Origin of the sequence: Microbacterium sp. NPDC089186 (genome assembly GCF_040685115.1) — a bacterium.
Taxonomy (GTDB): domain Bacteria; phylum Actinomycetota; class Actinomycetes; order Actinomycetales; family Microbacteriaceae; genus Microbacterium; species Microbacterium galbum.
In genome coordinates this window covers 686,989-705,853 of sequence record NZ_JBFBHJ010000002.1, presented here as the reverse complement: position 1 = coordinate 705,853, position 18,865 = coordinate 686,989, and the positions used below count along the sequence as shown (strand labels likewise).

Below are 18,865 nucleotides of genomic sequence, written 5' to 3'. Positions count from 1 at the left end.
CTGACGCCCCACCGGCCGAGGCCGGAAGTCCAAGATCGACGTCGACCTCGACCGAGCGCAAGGATTGAGCGTGTCGAGTTGACCCGTGTTAGCACGGTGTTCTTGAACAGGGTGTGCCCGACCGCGGGGATCGCGAGGGTGCGATGCGAGAGTCCGGGCCAAGGCCCAAGTCGAGCGCTTGCAGATCTACGACGCGGAACAGGCGCTGCGAGCGGAACACATCGCCGCCTACCAATCATCTCCTAGGGCTAGTCGACGACTTCACTCGCCGGCCGCCATATCTGATGAACGCGGCGACAGCGTTCGGCGGTAGGAGCGTCGACGAACGCACGTCGATCTCTCACTATTGGTCGTCGGGCTCCCGATCACTCGACGCGCTCAACTCCGAAGAAGTCCAGACTTGCAGCCGTGCTTCGACTACTGACACGCTCCGTGTCGGAAACCAGATGCGCGCGCGCAGCCACACCCGCGTGAATCCGGAAATCGGGGCTGCGTATCGCTGTCAAATCGCCTGGCATCGAACACCTGCGGGTCCCGGATGGCCCGTCCCGACGCGATCAGCGTCCGCGCACGTGGTTCCACTGCGTGATGACCTCGGAGCCGTGCTCGAAGCCCAGCTCGCTCACGGCGGAGGTGCCCAGGACGAAGTACCGGCCCCCGGCGGCGGTCAGGCCCAGCCAGGTGCCGGCCAGAGCGCGGAGGAAGTGCCCGTGCGAGAACAGCAGGACCTGCTCACCGGCCCGTACCCGAGGGCGCAGCTCCGCGAGGAGCGATTCCGCCCGTGCAGTGACGTCGGCGACGGACTCGCCCGGGGTCGCGCCGGCGGGCGTTCCCTCCCAGATCGTCCACGGACGGCCGAGCTGTTCCACGATCTCGGGAGTGGTCAGCCCCTCGTAGGCGCCGTAGTCCCATTCGACGAGACGGGCATCGGTCCGTACGTCGGGGTACCCGGCGCGGGCGGCCGTCTCGACCGCGCGCTGGAGCGGGCTCGACAGGATCAGGTCGTACCGTCGGGTGGCGAGCAGCGTGCCCGCCAGCTCGGCCTTGTAGGCGCCGGTCTCGGTCAGCGGGATGTCGGTCAGGCCGGTGTGCCGTCCGGTGCGGCTCCACGCGGTCTCGCCGTGTCGCACCAGCACGATGCGTCCGTCGGGTTCGGTCAGCTCGTCATCCTTCACGCGTCCATCCTCCCGCTCCTGGGCGAGCGGCCGGCCCGACCGCACGAAGAAGGGCCGGTCGGAGGATTCCCGACCGGCCCTTTCCTGCACCAGAGTGTCCTGCAATCACATGTCGATAGCTGCCACAGCAAAACAACTACCGTGCGAGCACTCTATAACGGTGAGGTAACGGAGTGGAAGAGGATGCCGAGGGACATTCCCGATTCATAGGTATCGTCATCGCCCGGCGGCATCGAGAGCCGCCGCCAGATCGGCGAGGAGGTCGTCGGCATCCTCGAGTCCGACCGACAGACGCAGGTGGCCGTAGCGGCGGAACGGCTCCGGGTAGGTCGCGGTACGGGGGCCGTCGGCGGACGTGTGCACGATGAGGCTGTCGTCGTGTCCGAGCGAGAAGCCCGAGGTGATCAGCCGCAGCTCGGACACGAACCTGTTCTGCAGGTCGGGGTCGCCGTCGAGCGCGAAGGCCATCATGCCGCCGTAGGCGGCACCGCCGAACTGCCGGCGGGCGAGATCGTGCTGGGGGTGCGAGGCGAGCCCGGGATAGGCGACGAACGCGACGCGCGGGTCGGCCTCGAGCAGCTCGGCGACGCGCTGGGCGGAGGCGAAATGCTGCCTCAGACGCAGGGGGAGCGTGACCGAACCGCGCGTGATCATCCACGCGTTGAACGGCGAGATGATGCCGCCGACGTCGACCATCGCGTCGGCCTTGATCGGTTCGATGAGCTCCGCCCGACCGATCACCGCTCCGCCCATCGCGTCGCCGTGGCCGTTGATGTACTTCGTCAGCGAATGCACGACGAGGTCAGCGCCGTCGTCGAGCGGCCGGTAGAACGGCGGGGGAGTGAAGGTCGAGTCGACCATCAGCAGAGCCCCGGCTGCGTGGGCGATCTCGGCCAGCAGCGCGATGTCGGCGACCTTCGTGGTGGGGTTGGCGATCGCCTCGACGCACACGAGCCGCGTCTCGGGCCGGATCGCCGCGCGGACGGCATCCGGATCGGTCACGTCGACGAAGGTCGCCTCGATGCCGTAGCGGCCCGGGAGCAGCTCGGTCCACAGGCGCCAGGTGGCCTCGTACACGACGTCGCTCACGACCACGTGGTCTCCCGCGCGCACGTGGGTGAAGAACACCGCGTGCAGGGCGGCGACTCCGGATGCCAGGGCGACGGCGTCCTCGCCGTGCTCCAGCGCGGAGAGCTTGCGCTCGAGCGCCAGCTGATTGACGCCGGTGTTGCGCGTGTACAGGCCCGGGGCGGTGGCCGACCAGCTGATCTCGCTGGGGTCGTCGGGGAGGGCGAACGAGTTCGACATGACGAGCGGTGTGCGCAGCGACCGCGTGCTGTCGAGCTCGATGCCGCCGTGCACGGCCAGACTCGACTCGCCGAGGGTCGGAGCATCGGTGCGGTCGGGGCGCACGGCGGGCATCGGGGAGATCTCGTCGGATGCCGTCATCGTGGCCCCTCTCGCTCTGCGGCGCGGCTCGCGCGCCCCGTCCAGCGTAGTGAGGGCGCGTCGGGGCCCGCCGTCGACTACTGTGACTGCGTCGCCCGGACGCCTCGACGGCTCCGGGCTCGATCATGAATGCGAGCACTCCATGAGTCGTCCCCTCGATTCCTCCCTCGATACGTCCGGCCCCGCGGGCGCACCGCGCCGACTGCGCCGGGCCATGGATGCCCGGCATCTCGTCATGATCGCCCTCGGCGGTGTCATCGGCTCGGGCCTCTTCCTGAGCTCGGGTTACACGATCCACCAGGCCGGCCCCCTCGGTGCGGTGCTGGCCTACCTGCTGGGTGCCTTCGTGGTGTGGTTGGTCATGGTCTGCCTGGGCGAGCTCGCGGTGACCTATCCCGTCTCGGGATCGCTCCACATCTACGCGGCGCGCACGATGGGGCCGGCCACCGGCTTCACCACGGCGTGGCTCTACTGGCTGTGCTGGGTGGTGGCGCTCGGGTCGGAGTTCACGGCATCCGGCATCCTCATGCAGCGATGGTTCCCGAACGTCGAGGTCTGGGTGTGGTGCATCGTGTTCGCCGGCGTGCTGTTCACCCTGAACGCCATCTCGGCGCGCGTGTTCGGGGAGACCGAGTTCTGGTTCGCCCTCATCAAGGTCGTCGCGATCGTCGCGCTCATCGTGCTGGGGACGATGGCGATCTTCGGCTTCACGCCGCTGTCGTCGGAGCCGCACGCGGCGGTCGGCCTCAGCAACTTCGCCACGCCCGACGGGCTGCTACCCGCGGGTCTCGGAGGCGTGCTCATCACCTCCCTCGCGGTGTTCTACGCCTTCAGCGGCGCCGAGCTCGTCGGCGTCGCGGCGGGCGAGACGAAGGATCCGGGCCGCAACATCCCGCGGGCGCTGCGCTCGACGGTGCTGCGTCTGCTCGTGCTGTTCGTCGGTTCGATCGTCGTCATCGCCGCCCTCCTGCCCTACGAGCAGGCGGGGCTGTCGTCGAGCCCGTTCGTCGACGTCTTCGAGTACGTCGGCGTGCCCTACGCGGCCGACATCATGAATTTCGTCGTCATCACGGCGCTGCTCTCGGTGGGCAACAGCGGGCTCTACTCGTGCGCGCGGATGCTGTTCTCGCTCGCCGAGGAGGGCTACGCGCCGCGCGCCTTCACGCGGCTCACGCGGCGCGGCATCCCGATGGTGGCCCTGCTGGTCAGCCTCGCCATCGGTCTGGTGTCGCTCATCTCGAGCGTCATCGCCGCCGAGACCGTGTACCTCGTGCTCGTGTCGATCGCCGGCTTCGCGGCGGTCGCGGTGTGGATGTCGATCGTCGCCGCGCAGTTCTTCCACCGGCGGCAGTTCTTCCGCGACGGCGGTGACGTCTCCACCCTCGCGTTCCGCACGCCGCTGTACCCGCTCGTGCCCATCCTCGCCTTCGTGCTGCTCACCGCGTCGATCGTGGCGATCGCGTTCGATGAGAATCAGGTCGCGGCCCTGTACTTCGGCATCCCCTTCGTCGGCCTGTGCTACCTGTTCTTCTGGCTGCGCTACGGGCGCAAGGGCGTCACTCCTGTTCGGCGCGACGAAGAGGCACCGCTCGACTGACGCGCTGTACGCGCTGTCCATCCGCTTCGCGTCGGCTCGCCGGGGTGGCGGATGCCGCCGGGCCCGGCCCCGCAGTACCGTCGCTTCACCACGAGCACGCGGAGGACGCATGGACACGGTGGACACCCTCGTCGTCGGGGCGGGCATCTCGGGCCTGGCCGCCGCTCGGCTTCTGGCTCGCCACGGGCATCGGGTGGTCGTGCTCGAAGCGCGCGACCGCGTCGGCGGGCGCGTCTTCACCGACCGCAGCGGAGGGCACGTCACCGATCGCGGCGCGTCGTGGATCCACGGCATCGACGACAGCCCGGTCGCCGAGGCGGCCCGCGCGTTCGGGATGCCGATGGTGGAGTTCACGGTCGGCGGATACCAGCCCGATTCTCGTCCGCTGACGTACTTCGACGCCGCCGGGCGCCGTCTCTCCCCGGAGGCCGTGCGGCAGTACGCCGACGACATCCGAACGCTGAACGCCGTCCTGGTCGACGTCATCGCCGCGGCCGACGACGATGCGACCTACGGTGAGGTCGTGGAGCGCGCGCTCGCCGCGCAGGGGTGGGGCGCCGAACGCGCGGAGCGCGTGCGGGAGTACAACGACCGTCGGGCCCAGGAGCAGTACGGGATCGGCATGCACGGCCTCGGCGCCCATGGGCTCGACGACGACACCGTCAACGGCGACGAGGTGGTGTTCCCGCAGGGCTACGACGAGCTCGCCTCGAACTTCGCCGAGGGGCTCGACGTGCGCTTCGACCACGCGGTCTCGCGCGTGCGGTGGTCGTCGGAGGGAGCCGAGGTGGAGACCGCCCGCGGCACGTTCCGCGCTCGGCACGTCGTGGTCACGGTGCCGGTGGGGGTGCTGCACGCGGGCGATCTCGTGCTTGAGCCCGCCCTGCCCGCGGCGCACGCCCGCGCGCTCGGCCTTCTGCGCATGAACGCCTTCGAGAAGGTCGTGCTGCGTTTCGCCGAACGGTTCTGGGATGCCGGGGTCTACGGCATCCGCCAGCTCGGCGACGAGGGGGAGTGGTGGCACTCCTGGTACGACCTGGGGCGCCTGCACGACGAACCCGCCCTGCTGACATTCGCGGCGGGTCCTGCCGCCGTCGCCACGCGGGAGTGGAGCGACGACGAGATCGCCGCCTCCACCCTCGCGCAGTTGCGGCGCCTGTACGGTGACGCCGTGGCCGAGCCCGAGAGTGCGATCGTGACCCGCTGGCAGGACGACCCGTTCTCGCGCGGCTCCTACGCCTACATGCTGCCAGGCTCGGTCGGCGCCGACCACGACGACCTCGCCGCACCCCTCGGGGGCGGGACACTGCATCTGGCCGGGGAGGCGACGTGGGGAGACGACCCGGCGACGGTTCCCGGCGCCATGCTGTCCGGGCACCGCGCCGCGCAGAACGTTCTGGGCCGCGAGGTGCCGGTCAGCGACCTCTGGGCCTGACGCCGCGGCGCGGGGTCCCTCGTCGCGGGAGGTCCGGTCGCGGCGGGAGGCCCTCAGCCCCGGGAGGTCCCTCGGCCGCGGGAGGCCTTCGGCCGCGGGAGGTCCCTGAGCCTGTCGAAGGGACCGGAGGCTTCGAGGGGCTCAGCTTCCTGCGGGTACTGGGGCGTCAGCGGGCTCAGCCTCCTGCGGATACTGGGGGCGCCAGCGGGCTCAGCCTGCTCAGCGCGGGTCGGGTCCCGTCGCCACGGGCAGCTCGGCGTGGTTCGACCACTGGCTCCACGATCCCGGGTACAGCCGCGGCTCGAATCCCGCGAGCGTCAGGGCCACGGCCTGGTGCGCCGCCGTCACCCCCGACCCGCAATACACCCCCACGCTCACGCCGTCCTCGGCGCCGAGCATGCGGAAACGCGATCCCAGCTCCTCGCGTGAGCGGAAGCGGCCGTCGTCGCCGATGTTCTCCGTCGTGGGGGCGCTGACCGCCCCGGGCACGTGTCCCGCGCGGGGGTCGATCGGCTCAACCTCGCCGCGGTAGCGCTCGCCGGCGCGCGCGTCGAGCAGAAGTCCCTCGGCGGCGAAGTCGGCGACGGCATCGAGATCGAGCACCGGCAGAGAGCCGTACGCGAGCTCGATCGAACCGGGCGTCGGGGTTTCGGCATCCCCCTCCTCCGTCGCGAAGCCGGCTTCGGTCCAGGCCGCCAGCGCCCCGTCGAGCAACCGGACGTCGGCAACCCCCGCGTACCGCAAGAGCCACCACGCGCGAGCGCTCGACATGTTCTTCAGGTCGTCGTAGACCACGACCGTGTCGCCCTGATCAATTCCCCATCGTCGCGCCGCCTCCTGCAGCGTCTCGACGGGAGGAAGAGGATGCCGGCCCTCGGTCGGCGCGCCGTGGGCGGCCAAATCGTGGTCGAGGTCGACGTACTGCGCGCCCGGGATGTGTCCGGCGCGGTAGGCGGGACGCCCGTCGGGCCGGTCGAGGCGCCAGCGCACGTCGAGCACCCGGACGGGCCCGCCGTCGGCGAAGGCCCCGGCGGCGAGGGCGTCGTGGAGGTCGGGCGCGGTCGTGAGGATCGAGGGCATGGTCCCAGTCTGGCCCTCAGTCGATCGCCGCGGGACCCCGGGTCCGACCGTCGGCCACGCGGGCCCGGGCGCGGTCATGGCGGGACGCGATCGGCACGATCTCGGTGGCCTTCGGCAACCCCATCGGGGGTGTCGCGACGTAGATGGTCTCGGCGCGCTCGACGACGTGCGTCTCATGCCAGATGCCGACGGCGCCCGGAGTCTTCCGCGCACGTCGGTTGAAACGGGTCCACGCGGGGCGGTGCTCGTGCTCCGGGTCGGAGGCGTACGCGTACAGCTTCTCCAGCGACGACCAGTACTGCACCAGATACGGCCCGCGCGAGCCGATGAGCATCGTGAAGCCGAGCAGCCCCGAGTCGGGGTCCGTGCTGAGTTCTCGCAGCATCCGGGGCATGTCGCCCATCAGCGGCATCCACTGGTCGGGTCGCCACCACTTGTTGACGGTCATCCCGATGTGGAAGACGACGAGCTCGCCGTCGTAGCGGTGGGTCATTCGACCCCGATTGACGGATGCCATGGGCTCGTCCTCTCTAGATAGTGTCGCTATCCAGTGTTGGATAGTAGGGCTATCGAGTCAAGGGGGCGGCGTGCGGATCTCAGAACTGTCGGCGCAGAGCGGCGTGCCCGTGCCGACCATCAAGTACTACCTGCGCGAGAAACTGCTGCCGGAGGGCGAGCGCTCCTCGCCCACGCAGGCCTCGTACGGCGTCGCGCACGTGCAGCGGCTCGGGGTCATCCGCGCGCTCGTTGACGCCGGCGTCGGGATCGCCGGGGTGCGCAAGGTCGTCGGCGTGCTCGAGGAGCCGCCCGAGAACCCCTACGATCTCCTCGGCGCGGCGAACGCCGCCGTGACGCCGGAGGTGTCGAGCGACCTCGACCTCACCGCCGCGCTCGCCCTTCTGGAACGCATGGGTGGTTCGGCGGAACACTGCTTCCCCGACCAGGTCGCCGCGGTCGCGCACGCCCTCGCGACCCTCGATCGAGCGGGGTTCACGGTGCCGGACGCGGTCATGGACGCCTACCTCGAGCACCTCGGTGCGCTTGCCGAGGCCGAGCTCGCGGCGACTCCCGACACCTCGATCGAGGACGCCGTGCGCTACGTGGTGCTGGGCACGGCGCTCGTCGAGCCGCTCATCCTGGCGCTCCGTCGCGTCGCCGAGCAGGTGGCCGCCTCGCGACGCTTCGGCTCCGGCGCCCCTTAGGCGCGCGGATTCGACGCGGCCCCGTCGAGCCAGAGCTCGTCTGTCGCGTCGCCGTGCGGACCGGGGCGGCCGACGTGCGCGTCGCTGATCTTCGGACCCTTCGTGATCACGTGGGCCAGCGCCATCCCATGACCGCGTCCGAGGTCGTAGTCGTCCTTCAGCCACTGCAGGATGGGGCCGGCCTTGGTGCCGGGCCCGAAGCCGCGCTCGTCGGCGAGCGAGAGGAACTGGCGCGGGGTGAGCCCCGTCTTGGTCTCGATGTTGTCGAGGAACGCCTGGAACGACATGACGCGAGGCTAGCGTCGCCGTCCCGACCACGTCCATCGAAGAGGCGGTCGCGTCCGCGCCGTGCGCGACGCCCCGGTACGGTCGAAGGATGGCCGTCACCCTGCACCGGGCGCCCGTCGCCGACATCGCCCCGCTGACGCTGTACCGCATCCTGTGGATGCGCGTCAGCGTGTTCGTCGTCGAGCAAGAGGCCGCCTACCCCGAGATCGACGGGCGCGACATCGAGCCGGGCGCCGAGCTGATGTGGGCGAGCGAGGGCGACGACGTGCTCGCGACGCTCCGTCTCCTGCGCGAGCCGTCGAACACGCGGATCGGTCGGGTCGCCACCGCCACCGCTGCCCGTGGCCGCGGCATCGCCGCCGACCTCATGCGCGCGGCGGTGTCCCACCTGGATGCCGAGGCTCCCGGCATCCCGATCCTGCTCGACGCGCAGGAGCACCTCGCGCCGTGGTACGGCCGGTTCGGCTTCGTCGTCTCGGGCGAGCGCTTCTCGGAGGACGGCATCCCGCACGTGCCGATGAGTCGCGCGCCCAGCGTCGGCACCGCGTGATGCGTCGGTCGCTGCCGGTCGCAGCCCTCGCGCTCGCCTGCGTGCTCGTTCTGGCGGGATGCGACCTGAAGTTCTCGCTGGGGTTCGGCTCGGGCTCCGACGGGTCGTTCTCGGGGTCGGAGCTGACCGTGCCCGTGCTCTACGCGAGCGGCAAGAAGGGCGGGGTGACCAGCCAGCGCATCACGGCCGACTCCGCAGACGGCGGTGACCTGAGCATCGACATCACCGAGAACGACGTCAGCGGCGTCGACCCGGTCACCCAGTCGGCGACGTGGACGGCCGTGACCGCGGCCACGCTGCTCACCGGAGCCCGGCCCGACACCGCGTACACGTTCGGTTTCGATGCGCGCATCGCCACCCCCGCGGCGGGGGCGGTCACCGCGGTCGGCGTGCTCGCGCTGTACTACGGCGCCGACGTGCAGCCCGGGGTCGCGCTCACGGGCGGGGTGACCCCGCTCGGTGCCGTGAGTCCGGTGGCGGGGCTTCCCGAACAGGTCTCGGCAGCGATCGAGGCGGGCGGGGTCGACACCATCCTCGTGCCCGCGGGCCAGCGGACGGCGGTGGATGCCGAGGGCATGGCCGTCGACCTCGATCAGCTCGCCGCGACCGGGGGGATGACGATCACCGAGGTCGCCGACATCGCGAGCGCGTACGCGGTCATGACCGGGGAGGACCTCCCCGAGTCCGTCTTCCCGACGCCTCCCCCCTCGCCCTCGGCCCTGCCCACGGCGGCGGATGCACCCGCGGTGCCGGATGCCGTGGCCACCGCCGTCGACGATGCGCTGGATCGCGCGCGGTCGTCGCTCGACTCCGCGCCCGGAAGCACCCTCGCCGACCGGGCGCGGGCGGCGGTCGCGCGCGGCGAGCAGTTGCTCGCGGAGGACGACGCGGGCGGCGCGTGGGCCGCCGCGACGACCGCCGCCGACACCGCCGCCGCGGCTGCGGCGCCCGCGCTTGCATCGACGGAGGCGCAGACGCTCGCGACGGCCGCCGTTGCCGACGCCGACGCGCTGCTGGGTGAACTGGCAGCGGCACCCTCGTCGCTCGACGATGCCGATCCGGTGCTCGCCGCGATCGGGTGGGCGGCCGACGCCGACGCGCTCGCCCAGCAGGCGCAGGCGTTCCTCGCGGCCGACGCCGACCCCTCGCTCTCCGCCGCGGGGCTGACCTCCGCTGCCCTGGCATCCTCGGCGGTAGAGACCGCACGGGCCCTCGCGGAACTGCGCACCGACATCGACGGGGCGGGCGGGCTCGCGTCCGACGCCGACCTCGACGGTCTCGCGTCGCTGCTGCGACGGGCGGCGGTGGCCGCGACCGACGCCTACGACGCGCGGCGCGGCGACAGCCCGCTGGCGGCGGACGACCTGAACGGCTTGCGCACGACAGCGCTCGAGACGGCACGCGACGCGTTGGGCGCGCGGGCCGACGAGGGAGGAGCGTGGCTCGCCCTGGGTGTCTCGACCGCCGCCTTCGCGCGCAGCTCCGCGGCGCTGTCGGCGCAGTCCGCCGTGCGGGTGCCCGACGGTGTCGACACCTCGGATGCCGTCGCCCAACGCATCGGGATCGCCGACGAATACACGGTCCGGGCGGTCGACGCCCTCACGGCCACCGGTGCCGCCCTTCCCCTCCTGCGGGGCGCTCTCACCGATGCGGCGTCCGCCGCGGCATCCTCTCCCGTCCCGGGTGCCTCGGCGGTGTTCACGACGCCGTTCCTGCGCGCGCGGGTGCTGGCCTTCGCGGGCGGAGTGCAGCGCGACTGACCGGGCGGCCGCGGGTTCGTGCCGGCGCAGGGCGGGCGACGGATCAGTGCGGCGCGTGATACTCCGCCGTTCCGCGCTTCCAATATCCCTTCACGATCGTCGCTGCAGGGTCGCCGGTCCATCGGTCGAGCAGGAGTGCCCGACCCGCCCGCACGATCGACTGCTCGGCGGCGACGAAGCCGAAGACGCAGCCGTCCGGCCGCTCCTCGAGGTCGAGCGCGTCCAACCAATCGGTGAGCTCCGAGCCCGCGGGGCGTTCTCCGCGGTGCAGCTGGACCACCTCCACACCCGTGGGTGCGGCGATGGGCAGGTCGTAGGCGGCGGAAGGGACCTCGACGGCGATGCGCCCCACGGCCTCGTCATCCATCGCCTCGGCGAACCGCCGGATCGCCGGCACCGCCGTCTCGTCGCCGGCGAGCAGCCACGCGTCCGGTCGGCCCGTCAGCACCATCGATCCCCGCGGTCCGCCCACGCCGACGGGTGCGCCGATCAGGGCCGTCTCGGCCCATCGGCTGCCGACCCCGTCGCCGTGCAGAGCCACATCGATATCGAGTCGTCCGGCCTCGGCATCCCACCCGACGGGCGTGTACTCCCGGTTCGGTGACGTCCGCATCTCGTCCGTCGTGGCCGCTGCCTCGGGGAAGAACACGCGCACGTGATCGTCGGCGCCGGGGGAGTCGAAACCCCGCAGATCGCGGCCCTCGAGGCGCAGGCGCACGTATGCCGGCGTGAGGAACGTCCGAGCAGCGAGCGTCGCCGAACGGAAGACGAGGTCATGTCGGCGGGGTTCGAGGCGGGCGTCGCACCGCGAGTTCGACAGATTCACATAGCTAAGGCTAACCTAACTTTTCCGAGGGTCGGGGTCCTCCCACCGCTCGCGCACCGTACACAGCACCGGAGTGACACACATGAGTTCTCGCCTGTCCCGCACCGCCCTCCGCCCCGCCGCGATCGTTTCGCTCGCTGCCGCGCTCGCCCTCACCGGCTGCGCCTCGGGAGCAGCCGCGCCCGCCGAGAGCGCCGCAGCGACCACCGTCACGGTCGAGGACAACCACGGATCGATCGAGGTGCCGGTGGCGCCGGAGCGGGTCGTCGCGCTCGACAACACGACGTTCGAGACGCTCAGCGAGTGGGGCGTGACCCTCGTCGCGGCCCCCAAGCCGCTCATGTACGACCTCTGGCCCTCGCTCTCGGGCGGCGACGAGGTGCTCGACGCGGGCCTGCACCGCGAGCCGAACATCGAGAACATCCTCGCGGCCGACCCCGATCTCATCGTCGGCGGCTACCGCTTCCGCGAGATCTACGACCAGTTGAAGGAGATCCAGCCCGCGACGATCGAGACGAGCCCGCGCGACGGCGAGGAGCACACGTCCGAGCTCAAGCGTCAGACCGCGATCCTCGGCCGGGTCTTCGACAAGAACGACGAGGCGGCGACGCTGAACGCGGATCTGGATGCCGCCATCGCCGACGCGAAGGCCGCGTACGACCCGTCGCAGACGGTGATGGGGCTGATCACCTCCGGGGGGAAGATCTCGTACGCCGCTCCCGGAGAAGGCCGCGGGGTCGGACACCTCTTCCCGACGCTGGGCCTGACCCCCGCCCTCGACCGCGCGGCCGAGGACGCCTCGCACGGCGACGACATCAGTGTGGAAGCGATCGCCGCCGCGAACCCGGAGTGGCTGTTCGTGCTCGACCGCGACGCGATGTTCGGGGAGGACGGATACGTCTCCGCGAAGGAACTCGTCGAGAACGCCGAAGCGCTGAAGAACGTCCCCGCGGTGCAGAAGAACCAGATCGTGTACCTCGACGGCAGCTTCTACCTCGACGAGGGCATCCAGGCCTACACGAAGCTCTACCGCTCGGCCGCCGAGGCCTTCGCCTCCTGACCCCGGTGGGGGTCCGGATGCCGGGCCCCCACCCCGCTCATGATCGTCACTGCTCCCTCTCCGCCCACGCTCCGGAGTCGCCTCGCCCTGCCGACGGCTCTCGCGGGCGTCGCCGGCCTCGTCGTCCTGTCGCTCTTCGTCGGTGCCTACGACATCGCCGGCGACGGTTTCGGCGCCGAGATGTTCTTCATCTCGCGCGTGCCCCGCACCCTCGCCCTCGTCCTCGCCGGCTGCGCGATGGCCGTCTCCGGCCTCATCATGCAACTGCTCACGCAGAACCGTTTCGTCGAGCCCTCCACCACGGGCACCTCCGAGTGGGCCGCGCTCGGTCTGCTCGTGACGGTGCTCTTCGCACCGGCCGCGCCGCTCATCGTCCGGATGGTCGTGGCATCGGTCGCCGCGTTCGTCGGAACGATGGTCTTCATCGGCATCCTGCGCCGGATCTCCCTGCGGTCCTCGCTCGTGGTGCCCCTCATCGGGATCATGCTCGGCGCGGTCGTCTCGGCCTTCACCACGTACCTCGCCGTCTCGACCAACTCGCTGCAGATGCTCGGCACGTGGTTCATGGGCAGCTTCACCTCGATCGTGCGCGGACGCTACGAGGTGCTGTGGGTCGTCGCCATCGTCGTCCTCCTGGTCTTCCTGTACGCGGACCGCATCACGGTTGCGGGCCTCGGGCGCGACATCGCGACCTCGGTCGGGCTCGACCACACGCGCGTGATGCTCATCGGCACCGCTCTCGTGGCGGTCGCCACGGGCGTCACCACCGTGGTGGTGGGTTTCCTGCCCTTCCTCGGGCTGGTCGTGCCGAACCTCGTGTCGATGTGGCGCGGCGACAACGCCCGCGCCAACCTGCCCTGGGTATGCCTGGGCGGGGTGGCCATCGTCGTCGTGTGCGACATCGTCGGGCGGGTGATCCGGATGCCGTTCGAGGTCCCCGTCTCGATGATCCTCGGGGTCGTCGGGTCCGCGGTGTTCATCACCCTGCTGCTGCGGGTGCGTGCCCGTGGCTGAGGTGCTGGTCCGCTCCGCCCCGCCGCGCACGGCCCGACGCCCGCGGATCGCCCTGCGGTTCGGCATCCTGATCCTCGTCGTGGTGGTCGCCGCCGTCGGGGTCCTCACCTGGAACGTGCCGGGGGAGCCGGGCTCGCGGGCCTTCTGGCTCGCCGTGAACCTCCGCGTCGTGAGCGTCGCGACCATCGCCCTCGTCGCCTGCTGTCAGGCGGTGGCGACGGTGCTGTTCCACACCGCGACGGCGAATCGCATCCTGACCCCGTCGATCATGGGCTTCGACGCGCTCTACGTCGTCATGCAGACGGCCCTCGTGTTCTTCTTCGGCAGTGCGGCGCTCTCGGCGACCGATGGCCTGCTCAAGATCGTCGTGCAGAGCGTGCTCATGGTGGGCTTCGCGACGTTGCTGTACGGCTGGCTGTTCGCCGGTCGTCGCGGGAACCTCCACATCATGCTCCTGGTCGGCGTGGTGCTGGGCGTCGGCTTCGGTTCGCTCTCCACCGTGATGCAGCGGCTCCTCACACCGAGCGACTTCGACATCCTCTCGGCCCGATTGTTCGGCAACCTCTCCAACTCGGATGCCGAGTACCTGCCGTGGGGCGCCCTCGTCGTCGCCGTGGTGCTCGTGCTCGTCTGGCGCGCGCGGCATCGCCTCGACGTGCTGGCGCTCGGCCGCGAGGCATCCGTCAATCTGGGACTCGCCTACCGGCGCGAGGTCATCGGGATGCTCGTGCTCGTGGCCGTGCTGATCTCGGTGTCGACCACGATGGTCGGGCCGATGACGTTCTTCGGCTTCATCGTCGCGACCCTCGCGTACCAGCTCGCGGGCTCGGCGCAGCACCGCGTGGTGCTGCCGTTCGCGGTGCTGCTCGGCATGGCGACCCTGCTCGGCGCGTACGTCGTGCTGCGGCACGTGTTCTACGCCGCCGGGATGCTCTCGATCATCATCGAGTTCGTCGGCGGCGTCTTCTTCCTCGTCTACCTCCTCCGAAAGGGGAGCCTGTGATCTCGCTCACCGACGTCACGATGACCTACGGCGACCTGACCGTGCTGGGCCCCGTGACCCTCGACATCCCCGCCGGTGGGGTCACGGCGCTCGTCGGCCCGAACGGCGCGGGCAAGTCGACCCTGCTCACGATCGTCGGGCGCCTGACGACCGCGACGAGCGGCCGCGTCACCGTCGCCGGCCACGACGTGACGACGACGCCGGGGCGGACGCTCGCGAAGATCGTGTCGATCCTGCGGCAGGAGAACCACTTCGTCACGCGCCTCACGGTGCGCGAGCTCGTCGGTTTCGGACGCTTTCCGCACTCGCAGGGGCGGCTCACCGCTCTCGATCACGCGAAGATCGACGAGGCGATCGCCTTCCTCGACCTCACCGAGCTGTCGGGCAGGTACCTCGATCAGCTCTCGGGCGGGCAGCGCCAGCGGGCCTACGTGGCGATGGTGCTCGCGCAGGACACCGACTACATCCTTCTCGACGAGCCGCTGAACAACCTCGACATGAAGCACGCCGTGGCGATGATGGGGCAGCTCCGCCGCGCGGCCGACGAACTCGGCAAGACGATCGTCATCGTGGTGCACGACGTCAACTTCGCGGCGGCCTACGCCGATCGCATCGTCGCTCTCGCGGAGGGGCGGGTGGTGCACGTCGGCACCCCGGGAGAGCTCATGACCCCGGACACCCTCGAGGAGGTCTTCGGCACCCCCGTCGACGTGCGTCGAGACGGACCGTATCCGCTGGCGGTGTACTACCGGTGAGCCGTCAGAGCTGGATGCCGTTGTCCTCGTCGTTGACGCCGACGTTGCGGCCCCGACTCGACTCGTAGGCGATGAGCCAGCCGACCGATACGGCGGCGGCGATGACCACACCCAGCCAGACGTTCTGCCAGACGAGTCCGAAGAGGATGCCGAGCCCCAGCAGCAGCACGCTCCCGAGGACCCAGTACGTACGTCCGCGCGGCCAGCCGGTGCCCGATTGCATCATGCGCCCACCCTAGGCGGCGCGTGCTCGCCCGGGCGGGTGGTTGCGTCCTCGGTGCGACGCGGTCGGTGCCGCGGCCCGTTTCCGTTCGAACGCGTCGAGCGCTCCGCGGGCATTCCTGGGGCGGCACAGGCGAGCATCGCCTCCCGGCGTGTTCGCCCCCGTGGGGCGGTCACCGATCGCGGTGATCCTCCGGGTGCAGGCGCGGACCGCGTCGGGGCTCCAGCCCCGAACCGGCGTAGATGAGGCGGATCACGCGCTGCCGGTGCCCCGCGAACGGTTCGAGCAGCTCGAGCATCCCGTCGTCGTCGGTGCGATGACCGGTGAGGGCGTACCCCACCTGGTGAGCGAGGTGGTAGTCGCCCACGCTCACGGCATCCGGGTCTCCGAAGGCGCGGATGCGCGTCTCGGCGCTCGTCCAGATACCGACGCCGCGCAGGCTGATGAAGACGCGATCTCGCGCCTCGCCGTCGGTCGCCGCGCTCGCCGCGCGGACGACGGTGGCTCCGCGACGCGCGGTCTCGACGATGGTGCGCGACTGGGGCGGTTCGAGACCCGCACGGTGCCAGGCCCACGAGGGCACGTGTCGCCAACCCTCGATGTCGGGCGGGGCGAACATGGGGCGCGGCGTCGGACCCGGTGCCCGCTCGCCGTACCAGGTGACGATGCTCCGCCACGCGGAGAACGCCTGCATGCTCGTGACCTTCTGCTCCATGATGGCGCTCACCAGAGCGTCGAAGACCAGGTCGGTGCGCCCGATACGCAGATCGGGATGCCGGTGGTGCCACGCCGCGACGGACGGGTGCCGAGACGCATCGAAATCGTCGGGATCGTCGTGCGCGCCGCACAGGGCGGGGAGCTGGTCGAGCGCCCAGGAGGCGCCGGGCCCCCAGGCCGCCGCCCTCACGCCACCCCCGACACGCTGACGGAGGGCGAGAGTCGCAACACCGATGGGTGTGCGACTGACCCGCCAGACGACGCCGCCGTTCGCCAGCGGCGCGGTTGCGAGGTAGGTCGGGTCGTTGGTGCCGTGGCGCTGCGCCGAGACCGTGCGACCGATGTCGACCGCACGAGCGGGGCGATACTCGGTCTCGAGGGGGCGCTCAGCCGGTGCGACGAGCTCGCGCGTCGAGCGCCGCGTGCGCACCCCGGTCGACCTCATGCCGACACCCTACGTCGCATCGCCGACATCGCGGCATCCGTGGGGCCCGATCCGCTGCGCGGAGGCCGGGACGATCAGAAACGGTCGGGCGAGGGCGTGCCGTGTCCGTAGCGGATCGAGACGTCGGCGTGACGGTCGAAGCGGTAGCCGACGCCGCGCACGGTGCGCACGATGTCCTCGTAGGCGCCGAGCTTGGCGCGCAGGCGCCGCACGTGCACGTCGATGGTGCGCTCGCCGGGGGCGTCGTCGTCGGTCGCGCCCTCCCACAATGAGGCGACCAGCTCGGTGCGCTCGATCGTGCGGCCCTCGCGCAGGACGAGGTACTGCAGCAGCTCGAACTCCTTGAAGGTGAAGGCCGCCGATTCGCCGTCGATCAGGACGCGCTTGCGCGAGATGTCGACGACCACGCCGCCGGGGGCGCGGTCCTCCTCGGCGGGCTCGTCCTTCGTGCGCGCGACGGCCGACGGCTCGTGCAGGGCGAGGCGGACGACGTCGACGTCGCGACCGCCGGAGCCCACGGGGGCCAGGGCGACCGTGGCGTACGTCTCCGCGGCGGGCGCCAGCTCGCCGAGCGTGCGACGCAGGGCCTCCACCAGGGTGCCGAGGCTGACGCCGGCGGCGGCGGCCTTGGCCTCGTCGATGCCGACGTACAGGGCGAACCCGCGCGGAGCGGTGGCGGTCGCCGCCCGGGGAGCGTCGGCGGCGGCCGCAGGGTCGGTCACTGCGGCGGGGCGCGGAGCGGCGGCTCGGGGCGTGGCGGGGACGGTCACGCGCGGAGCCTGCGGGCGGGCGGCGGAGGCGGTCTGAGGGCGGTCGAGAACAGCGGAGATCGACATGAGGAGAAAGTCCTTGGGTGGGTGAACCCGGAAGCGTCGTCAGAGAGCGGGGTTCGACGGGAGGTGAGGGCCGAAGGGCCGGAGCGCGGCACCGTGGAGCGCGTGATCGACGCGGGTCTCAGGTGACCGGGGGACGAGGTCGGCGTTCAGAAGCACGAGGTCGTCCGTGCGAGGGGTCGCTGTTAGCGGCACATTCGACAACACATGACGGCGCGGCCGGGCATCATCATGCCGGCAGTCCTGTTCGCCTCCCGGGCGGACAGAGAACGCGCAGTCACAGTCATGGGGGCGATTATTACCTACCGCGTCGGGAACCGTCAAATCCGTCCTGCGCGTCGGATCGCCGAGCATTCTGCTCAGCGTCGGTGGGGGATCTCGGAGAGAGCCGGGCATTCTGCTCGGAAGAGCTCGCCCTCGCAGGAGCGGCGTACTCTCTCGGCATGGCCGATCTGAGCTTCGCCGACGACAAGACGGCATCCCGATTCACCCTCCACGACGGGGACGACCTCGTCTCCGTCCTCGACTACCGGGACGACGGGCGCACCGTCGCCCTCACACGGGCCTTCACCGTCCCGACCTTCCGCGGGCACGGGTACGCCGCCGTCATCACGGAGCGGGCGGTCGACGCGATCGAAGCCGCGGGTGACCGCGAGATCATCCCCGTGTGCTGGTACGTGGGGGAGTGGTTCGAGGCGCACCCCGAGCGCGCGGGTCTGCTGCAAGCTCGTCGTACGTCCTGACGCTCGGCCGGCGACTGCGCTCCGGGCCGCTCCGCAGGCAGGCGCGCGCGCAACCCCGTTCAGCGTCGCAGCGGGGCTGATGCCCGCACCTACGCGCGCCGTCGGCGAGCGTCAACCCCTGCCCGCGGGTTCCGCGGCCCGAGGAAGCTGGAGATCTCGAAAGGGGGAGTCATGAACGACGACCGCGATCTGCCCGAAGGCGTCATCGACGCCGACCCGCCCGGTGGATGGGAGAGCGGCGACGTCGCCGACGCCGAGACCGCCGAGCGCAACGACAGCGCGAAGGGCTCGCCGCGTCTGAACGACGCCGCGCCCTCGGATCCCATCGAAGGCGATGCCGCCAGCCACGGCATCGACCCCGACCTGAGCACGGAGGACTGACATGACGGACGAGACACGGGCCCCCGAGCCCGCCGACGGCCCGGACGGCGGCGCCGGAGCAGCCGATTCGGTCGGCGGAGCGCTGCACAGCGACCGGAAGGCCGCGCGCCCCGACGAGCAGTCGGGGCCGGCGATGGACACGCACCCCACCGACGACGAGGCCCGGATCCAGGGTGTGATCGTGCAGACGCGCGCCGACGTCGGCGACAAGAGCGAGGAGCGCATCGCCGACGTGCTGCGTCAGCGCTTCGCAGAGGTCGGACTCGACCTCGGTGACGACCGCATCCGGGCCATCGCGGCGGAGGTCGCCGGCTCCTGACCGTCGTGAA

The 18,865-nt window shown here is 71.1% G+C and carries 21 protein-coding genes; 12 read left to right on the top strand and 9 right to left on the bottom strand.

What is annotated here, in order from left to right:
• Positions 1–557 precede the first annotated feature (557 nt).
• Positions 558–1,175: a histidine phosphatase family protein gene (locus AB0N82_RS09685; protein ID WP_363390921.1), complete on the bottom strand. Its 618-nt coding sequence runs from the start codon at positions 1,173–1,175 to the stop codon at positions 558–560.
• Positions 1,176–1,391: 216 nt separating this feature from the next.
• Positions 1,392–2,624: an aminotransferase class V-fold PLP-dependent enzyme gene (locus tag AB0N82_RS09680; RefSeq protein ID WP_363390918.1), complete on the bottom strand. Its 1,233-nt coding sequence runs from the start codon at positions 2,622–2,624 to the stop codon at positions 1,392–1,394.
• Positions 2,625–2,766: 142 nt separating this feature from the next.
• On the opposite strand from AB0N82_RS09680, the gene AB0N82_RS09675 reads away from it, so the two are divergent.
• Both AB0N82_RS09675 and AB0N82_RS09670 read left to right on the top strand, forming a co-directional pair.
• A complete protein-coding gene (locus AB0N82_RS09675) occupies positions 2,767–4,221 on the top strand; it encodes an amino acid permease (RefSeq protein WP_363390915.1) in 1,455 nt (484 codons plus the stop codon).
• Between the two features lie 109 nt (positions 4,222–4,330).
• A complete protein-coding gene (locus AB0N82_RS09670; protein WP_363390912.1) occupies positions 4,331–5,656 on the top strand; it encodes an NAD(P)/FAD-dependent oxidoreductase in 1,326 nt (441 codons plus the stop codon).
• Between the two features lie 219 nt (positions 5,657–5,875).
• Here the strand turns inward: AB0N82_RS09670 and AB0N82_RS09665 are convergent, their stop codons facing one another.
• Both AB0N82_RS09665 and AB0N82_RS09660 read right to left on the bottom strand, forming a co-directional pair.
• Complete coding sequence (locus AB0N82_RS09665; RefSeq protein ID WP_363390909.1) at positions 5,876–6,736, bottom strand: sulfurtransferase; 861 nt, start codon at positions 6,734–6,736, stop codon at positions 5,876–5,878.
• A gap of 16 nt (positions 6,737–6,752) precedes the next feature.
• Positions 6,753–7,253 (bottom strand): DUF4188 domain-containing protein, encoded by a 501-nt coding sequence (locus AB0N82_RS09660; protein ID WP_363390906.1) that lies wholly within the window; start codon positions 7,251–7,253, stop codon positions 6,753–6,755.
• Between the two features lie 70 nt (positions 7,254–7,323).
• Between AB0N82_RS09660 and AB0N82_RS09655 the strand changes: the two genes are divergently transcribed.
• The gene (locus AB0N82_RS09655) at positions 7,324–7,938 is read left to right on the top strand and encodes a MerR family transcriptional regulator (protein ID WP_363390903.1); all 615 of its coding nucleotides are present in this window, start codon (positions 7,324–7,326) and stop codon (positions 7,936–7,938) included.
• Here AB0N82_RS09655 and AB0N82_RS09650 read toward each other — a convergent pair.
• Positions 7,935–8,225 (bottom strand): DUF4287 domain-containing protein, encoded by a 291-nt coding sequence (locus AB0N82_RS09650; RefSeq protein WP_363390900.1) that lies wholly within the window; start codon positions 8,223–8,225, stop codon positions 7,935–7,937. The genes AB0N82_RS09655 and AB0N82_RS09650 overlap by 4 nt on opposite strands.
• An 89-nt stretch (positions 8,226–8,314) precedes the next feature.
• Here AB0N82_RS09650 and AB0N82_RS09645 point away from each other — a divergent pair, with 89 nt between their 5' ends.
• The gene (locus tag AB0N82_RS09645) at positions 8,315–8,776 is read left to right on the top strand and encodes a GNAT family N-acetyltransferase (RefSeq protein WP_363390897.1); all 462 of its coding nucleotides are present in this window, start codon (positions 8,315–8,317) and stop codon (positions 8,774–8,776) included.
• Positions 8,776–10,536, top strand: coding sequence for a S16 family serine protease (locus AB0N82_RS09640; RefSeq protein WP_363391214.1), 1,761 nt, complete (start codon positions 8,776–8,778; stop codon positions 10,534–10,536). The genes AB0N82_RS09645 and AB0N82_RS09640 overlap by 1 nt, the downstream gene beginning before the upstream one ends.
• 43 nt (positions 10,537–10,579) lie before the next feature.
• On the opposite strand, the gene AB0N82_RS09635 is transcribed toward AB0N82_RS09640, so the two are convergent.
• Positions 10,580–11,362 carry a siderophore-interacting protein gene (locus tag AB0N82_RS09635; protein ID WP_363390894.1) on the bottom strand — a complete coding sequence of 261 codons (783 nt, stop codon included), beginning with the start codon at positions 11,360–11,362 and terminating at the stop codon, positions 10,580–10,582.
• An 82-nt stretch (positions 11,363–11,444) separates the two neighbouring features.
• On the opposite strand from AB0N82_RS09635, the gene AB0N82_RS09630 reads away from it, so the two are divergent.
• Genes AB0N82_RS09630 through AB0N82_RS09615 form a run of 4 tightly spaced genes read left to right on the top strand, consistent with a single transcriptional unit; the run spans position 11,445 to position 15,194 of the window.
• Complete coding sequence (locus AB0N82_RS09630) at positions 11,445–12,422, top strand: ABC transporter substrate-binding protein (RefSeq protein WP_363390891.1); 978 nt, start codon at positions 11,445–11,447, stop codon at positions 12,420–12,422.
• 39 nt (positions 12,423–12,461) lie between these two features.
• Complete coding sequence (locus AB0N82_RS09625; protein ID WP_363390888.1) at positions 12,462–13,436, top strand: iron chelate uptake ABC transporter family permease subunit; 975 nt, start codon at positions 12,462–12,464, stop codon at positions 13,434–13,436.
• Positions 13,429–14,439 (top strand): iron chelate uptake ABC transporter family permease subunit, encoded by a 1,011-nt coding sequence (locus AB0N82_RS09620; protein ID WP_363390885.1) that lies wholly within the window; start codon positions 13,429–13,431, stop codon positions 14,437–14,439. Before AB0N82_RS09625 ends, AB0N82_RS09620 begins: the two co-directional genes overlap by 8 nt.
• Positions 14,436–15,194, top strand: a complete 759-nt coding sequence (locus tag AB0N82_RS09615) for an ATP-binding cassette domain-containing protein (protein WP_363390882.1) — start codon at positions 14,436–14,438, stop codon at positions 15,192–15,194. The genes AB0N82_RS09620 and AB0N82_RS09615 overlap by 4 nt, the downstream gene beginning before the upstream one ends.
• A 4-nt stretch (positions 15,195–15,198) precedes the next feature.
• On the opposite strand, the gene AB0N82_RS09610 is transcribed toward AB0N82_RS09615, so the two are convergent.
• The 3 genes from AB0N82_RS09610 to AB0N82_RS09600 form a co-directional block, all read right to left on the bottom strand.
• Positions 15,199–15,420: a hypothetical protein gene (locus AB0N82_RS09610; protein WP_315995152.1), complete on the bottom strand. Its 222-nt coding sequence runs from the start codon at positions 15,418–15,420 to the stop codon at positions 15,199–15,201.
• 169 nt (positions 15,421–15,589) lie between these two features.
• The gene (locus AB0N82_RS09605) at positions 15,590–16,579 is read right to left on the bottom strand and encodes a DNA-3-methyladenine glycosylase 2 family protein (protein ID WP_315995151.1); all 990 of its coding nucleotides are present in this window, start codon (positions 16,577–16,579) and stop codon (positions 15,590–15,592) included.
• Positions 16,580–16,653: 74 nt separating this feature from the next.
• On the bottom strand, positions 16,654–17,415 hold the full coding sequence (locus AB0N82_RS09600; protein ID WP_363390878.1) for a winged helix-turn-helix domain-containing protein: 762 nt from the start codon (positions 17,413–17,415) through the stop codon (positions 16,654–16,656).
• Between the two features lie 440 nt (positions 17,416–17,855).
• On the opposite strand from AB0N82_RS09600, the gene AB0N82_RS09595 reads away from it, so the two are divergent.
• The 3 genes from AB0N82_RS09595 to AB0N82_RS09585 all read left to right on the top strand — a co-directional run bounded on the left by AB0N82_RS09595 (position 17,856) and on the right by AB0N82_RS09585 (position 18,855).
• A complete protein-coding gene (locus AB0N82_RS09595) occupies positions 17,856–18,155 on the top strand; it encodes a GNAT family N-acetyltransferase (RefSeq protein WP_315995149.1) in 300 nt (99 codons plus the stop codon).
• 171 nt (positions 18,156–18,326) lie between these two features.
• Entirely contained in the window at positions 18,327–18,536 is a 210-nt protein-coding gene (locus AB0N82_RS09590) for a hypothetical protein (RefSeq protein ID WP_315995148.1), read from the top strand.
• Position 18,537: 1 nt separating this feature from the next.
• Positions 18,538–18,855 (top strand): hypothetical protein, encoded by a 318-nt coding sequence (locus AB0N82_RS09585; RefSeq protein ID WP_363390874.1) that lies wholly within the window; start codon positions 18,538–18,540, stop codon positions 18,853–18,855.
• Positions 18,856–18,865: the final 10 nt, after the last annotated feature.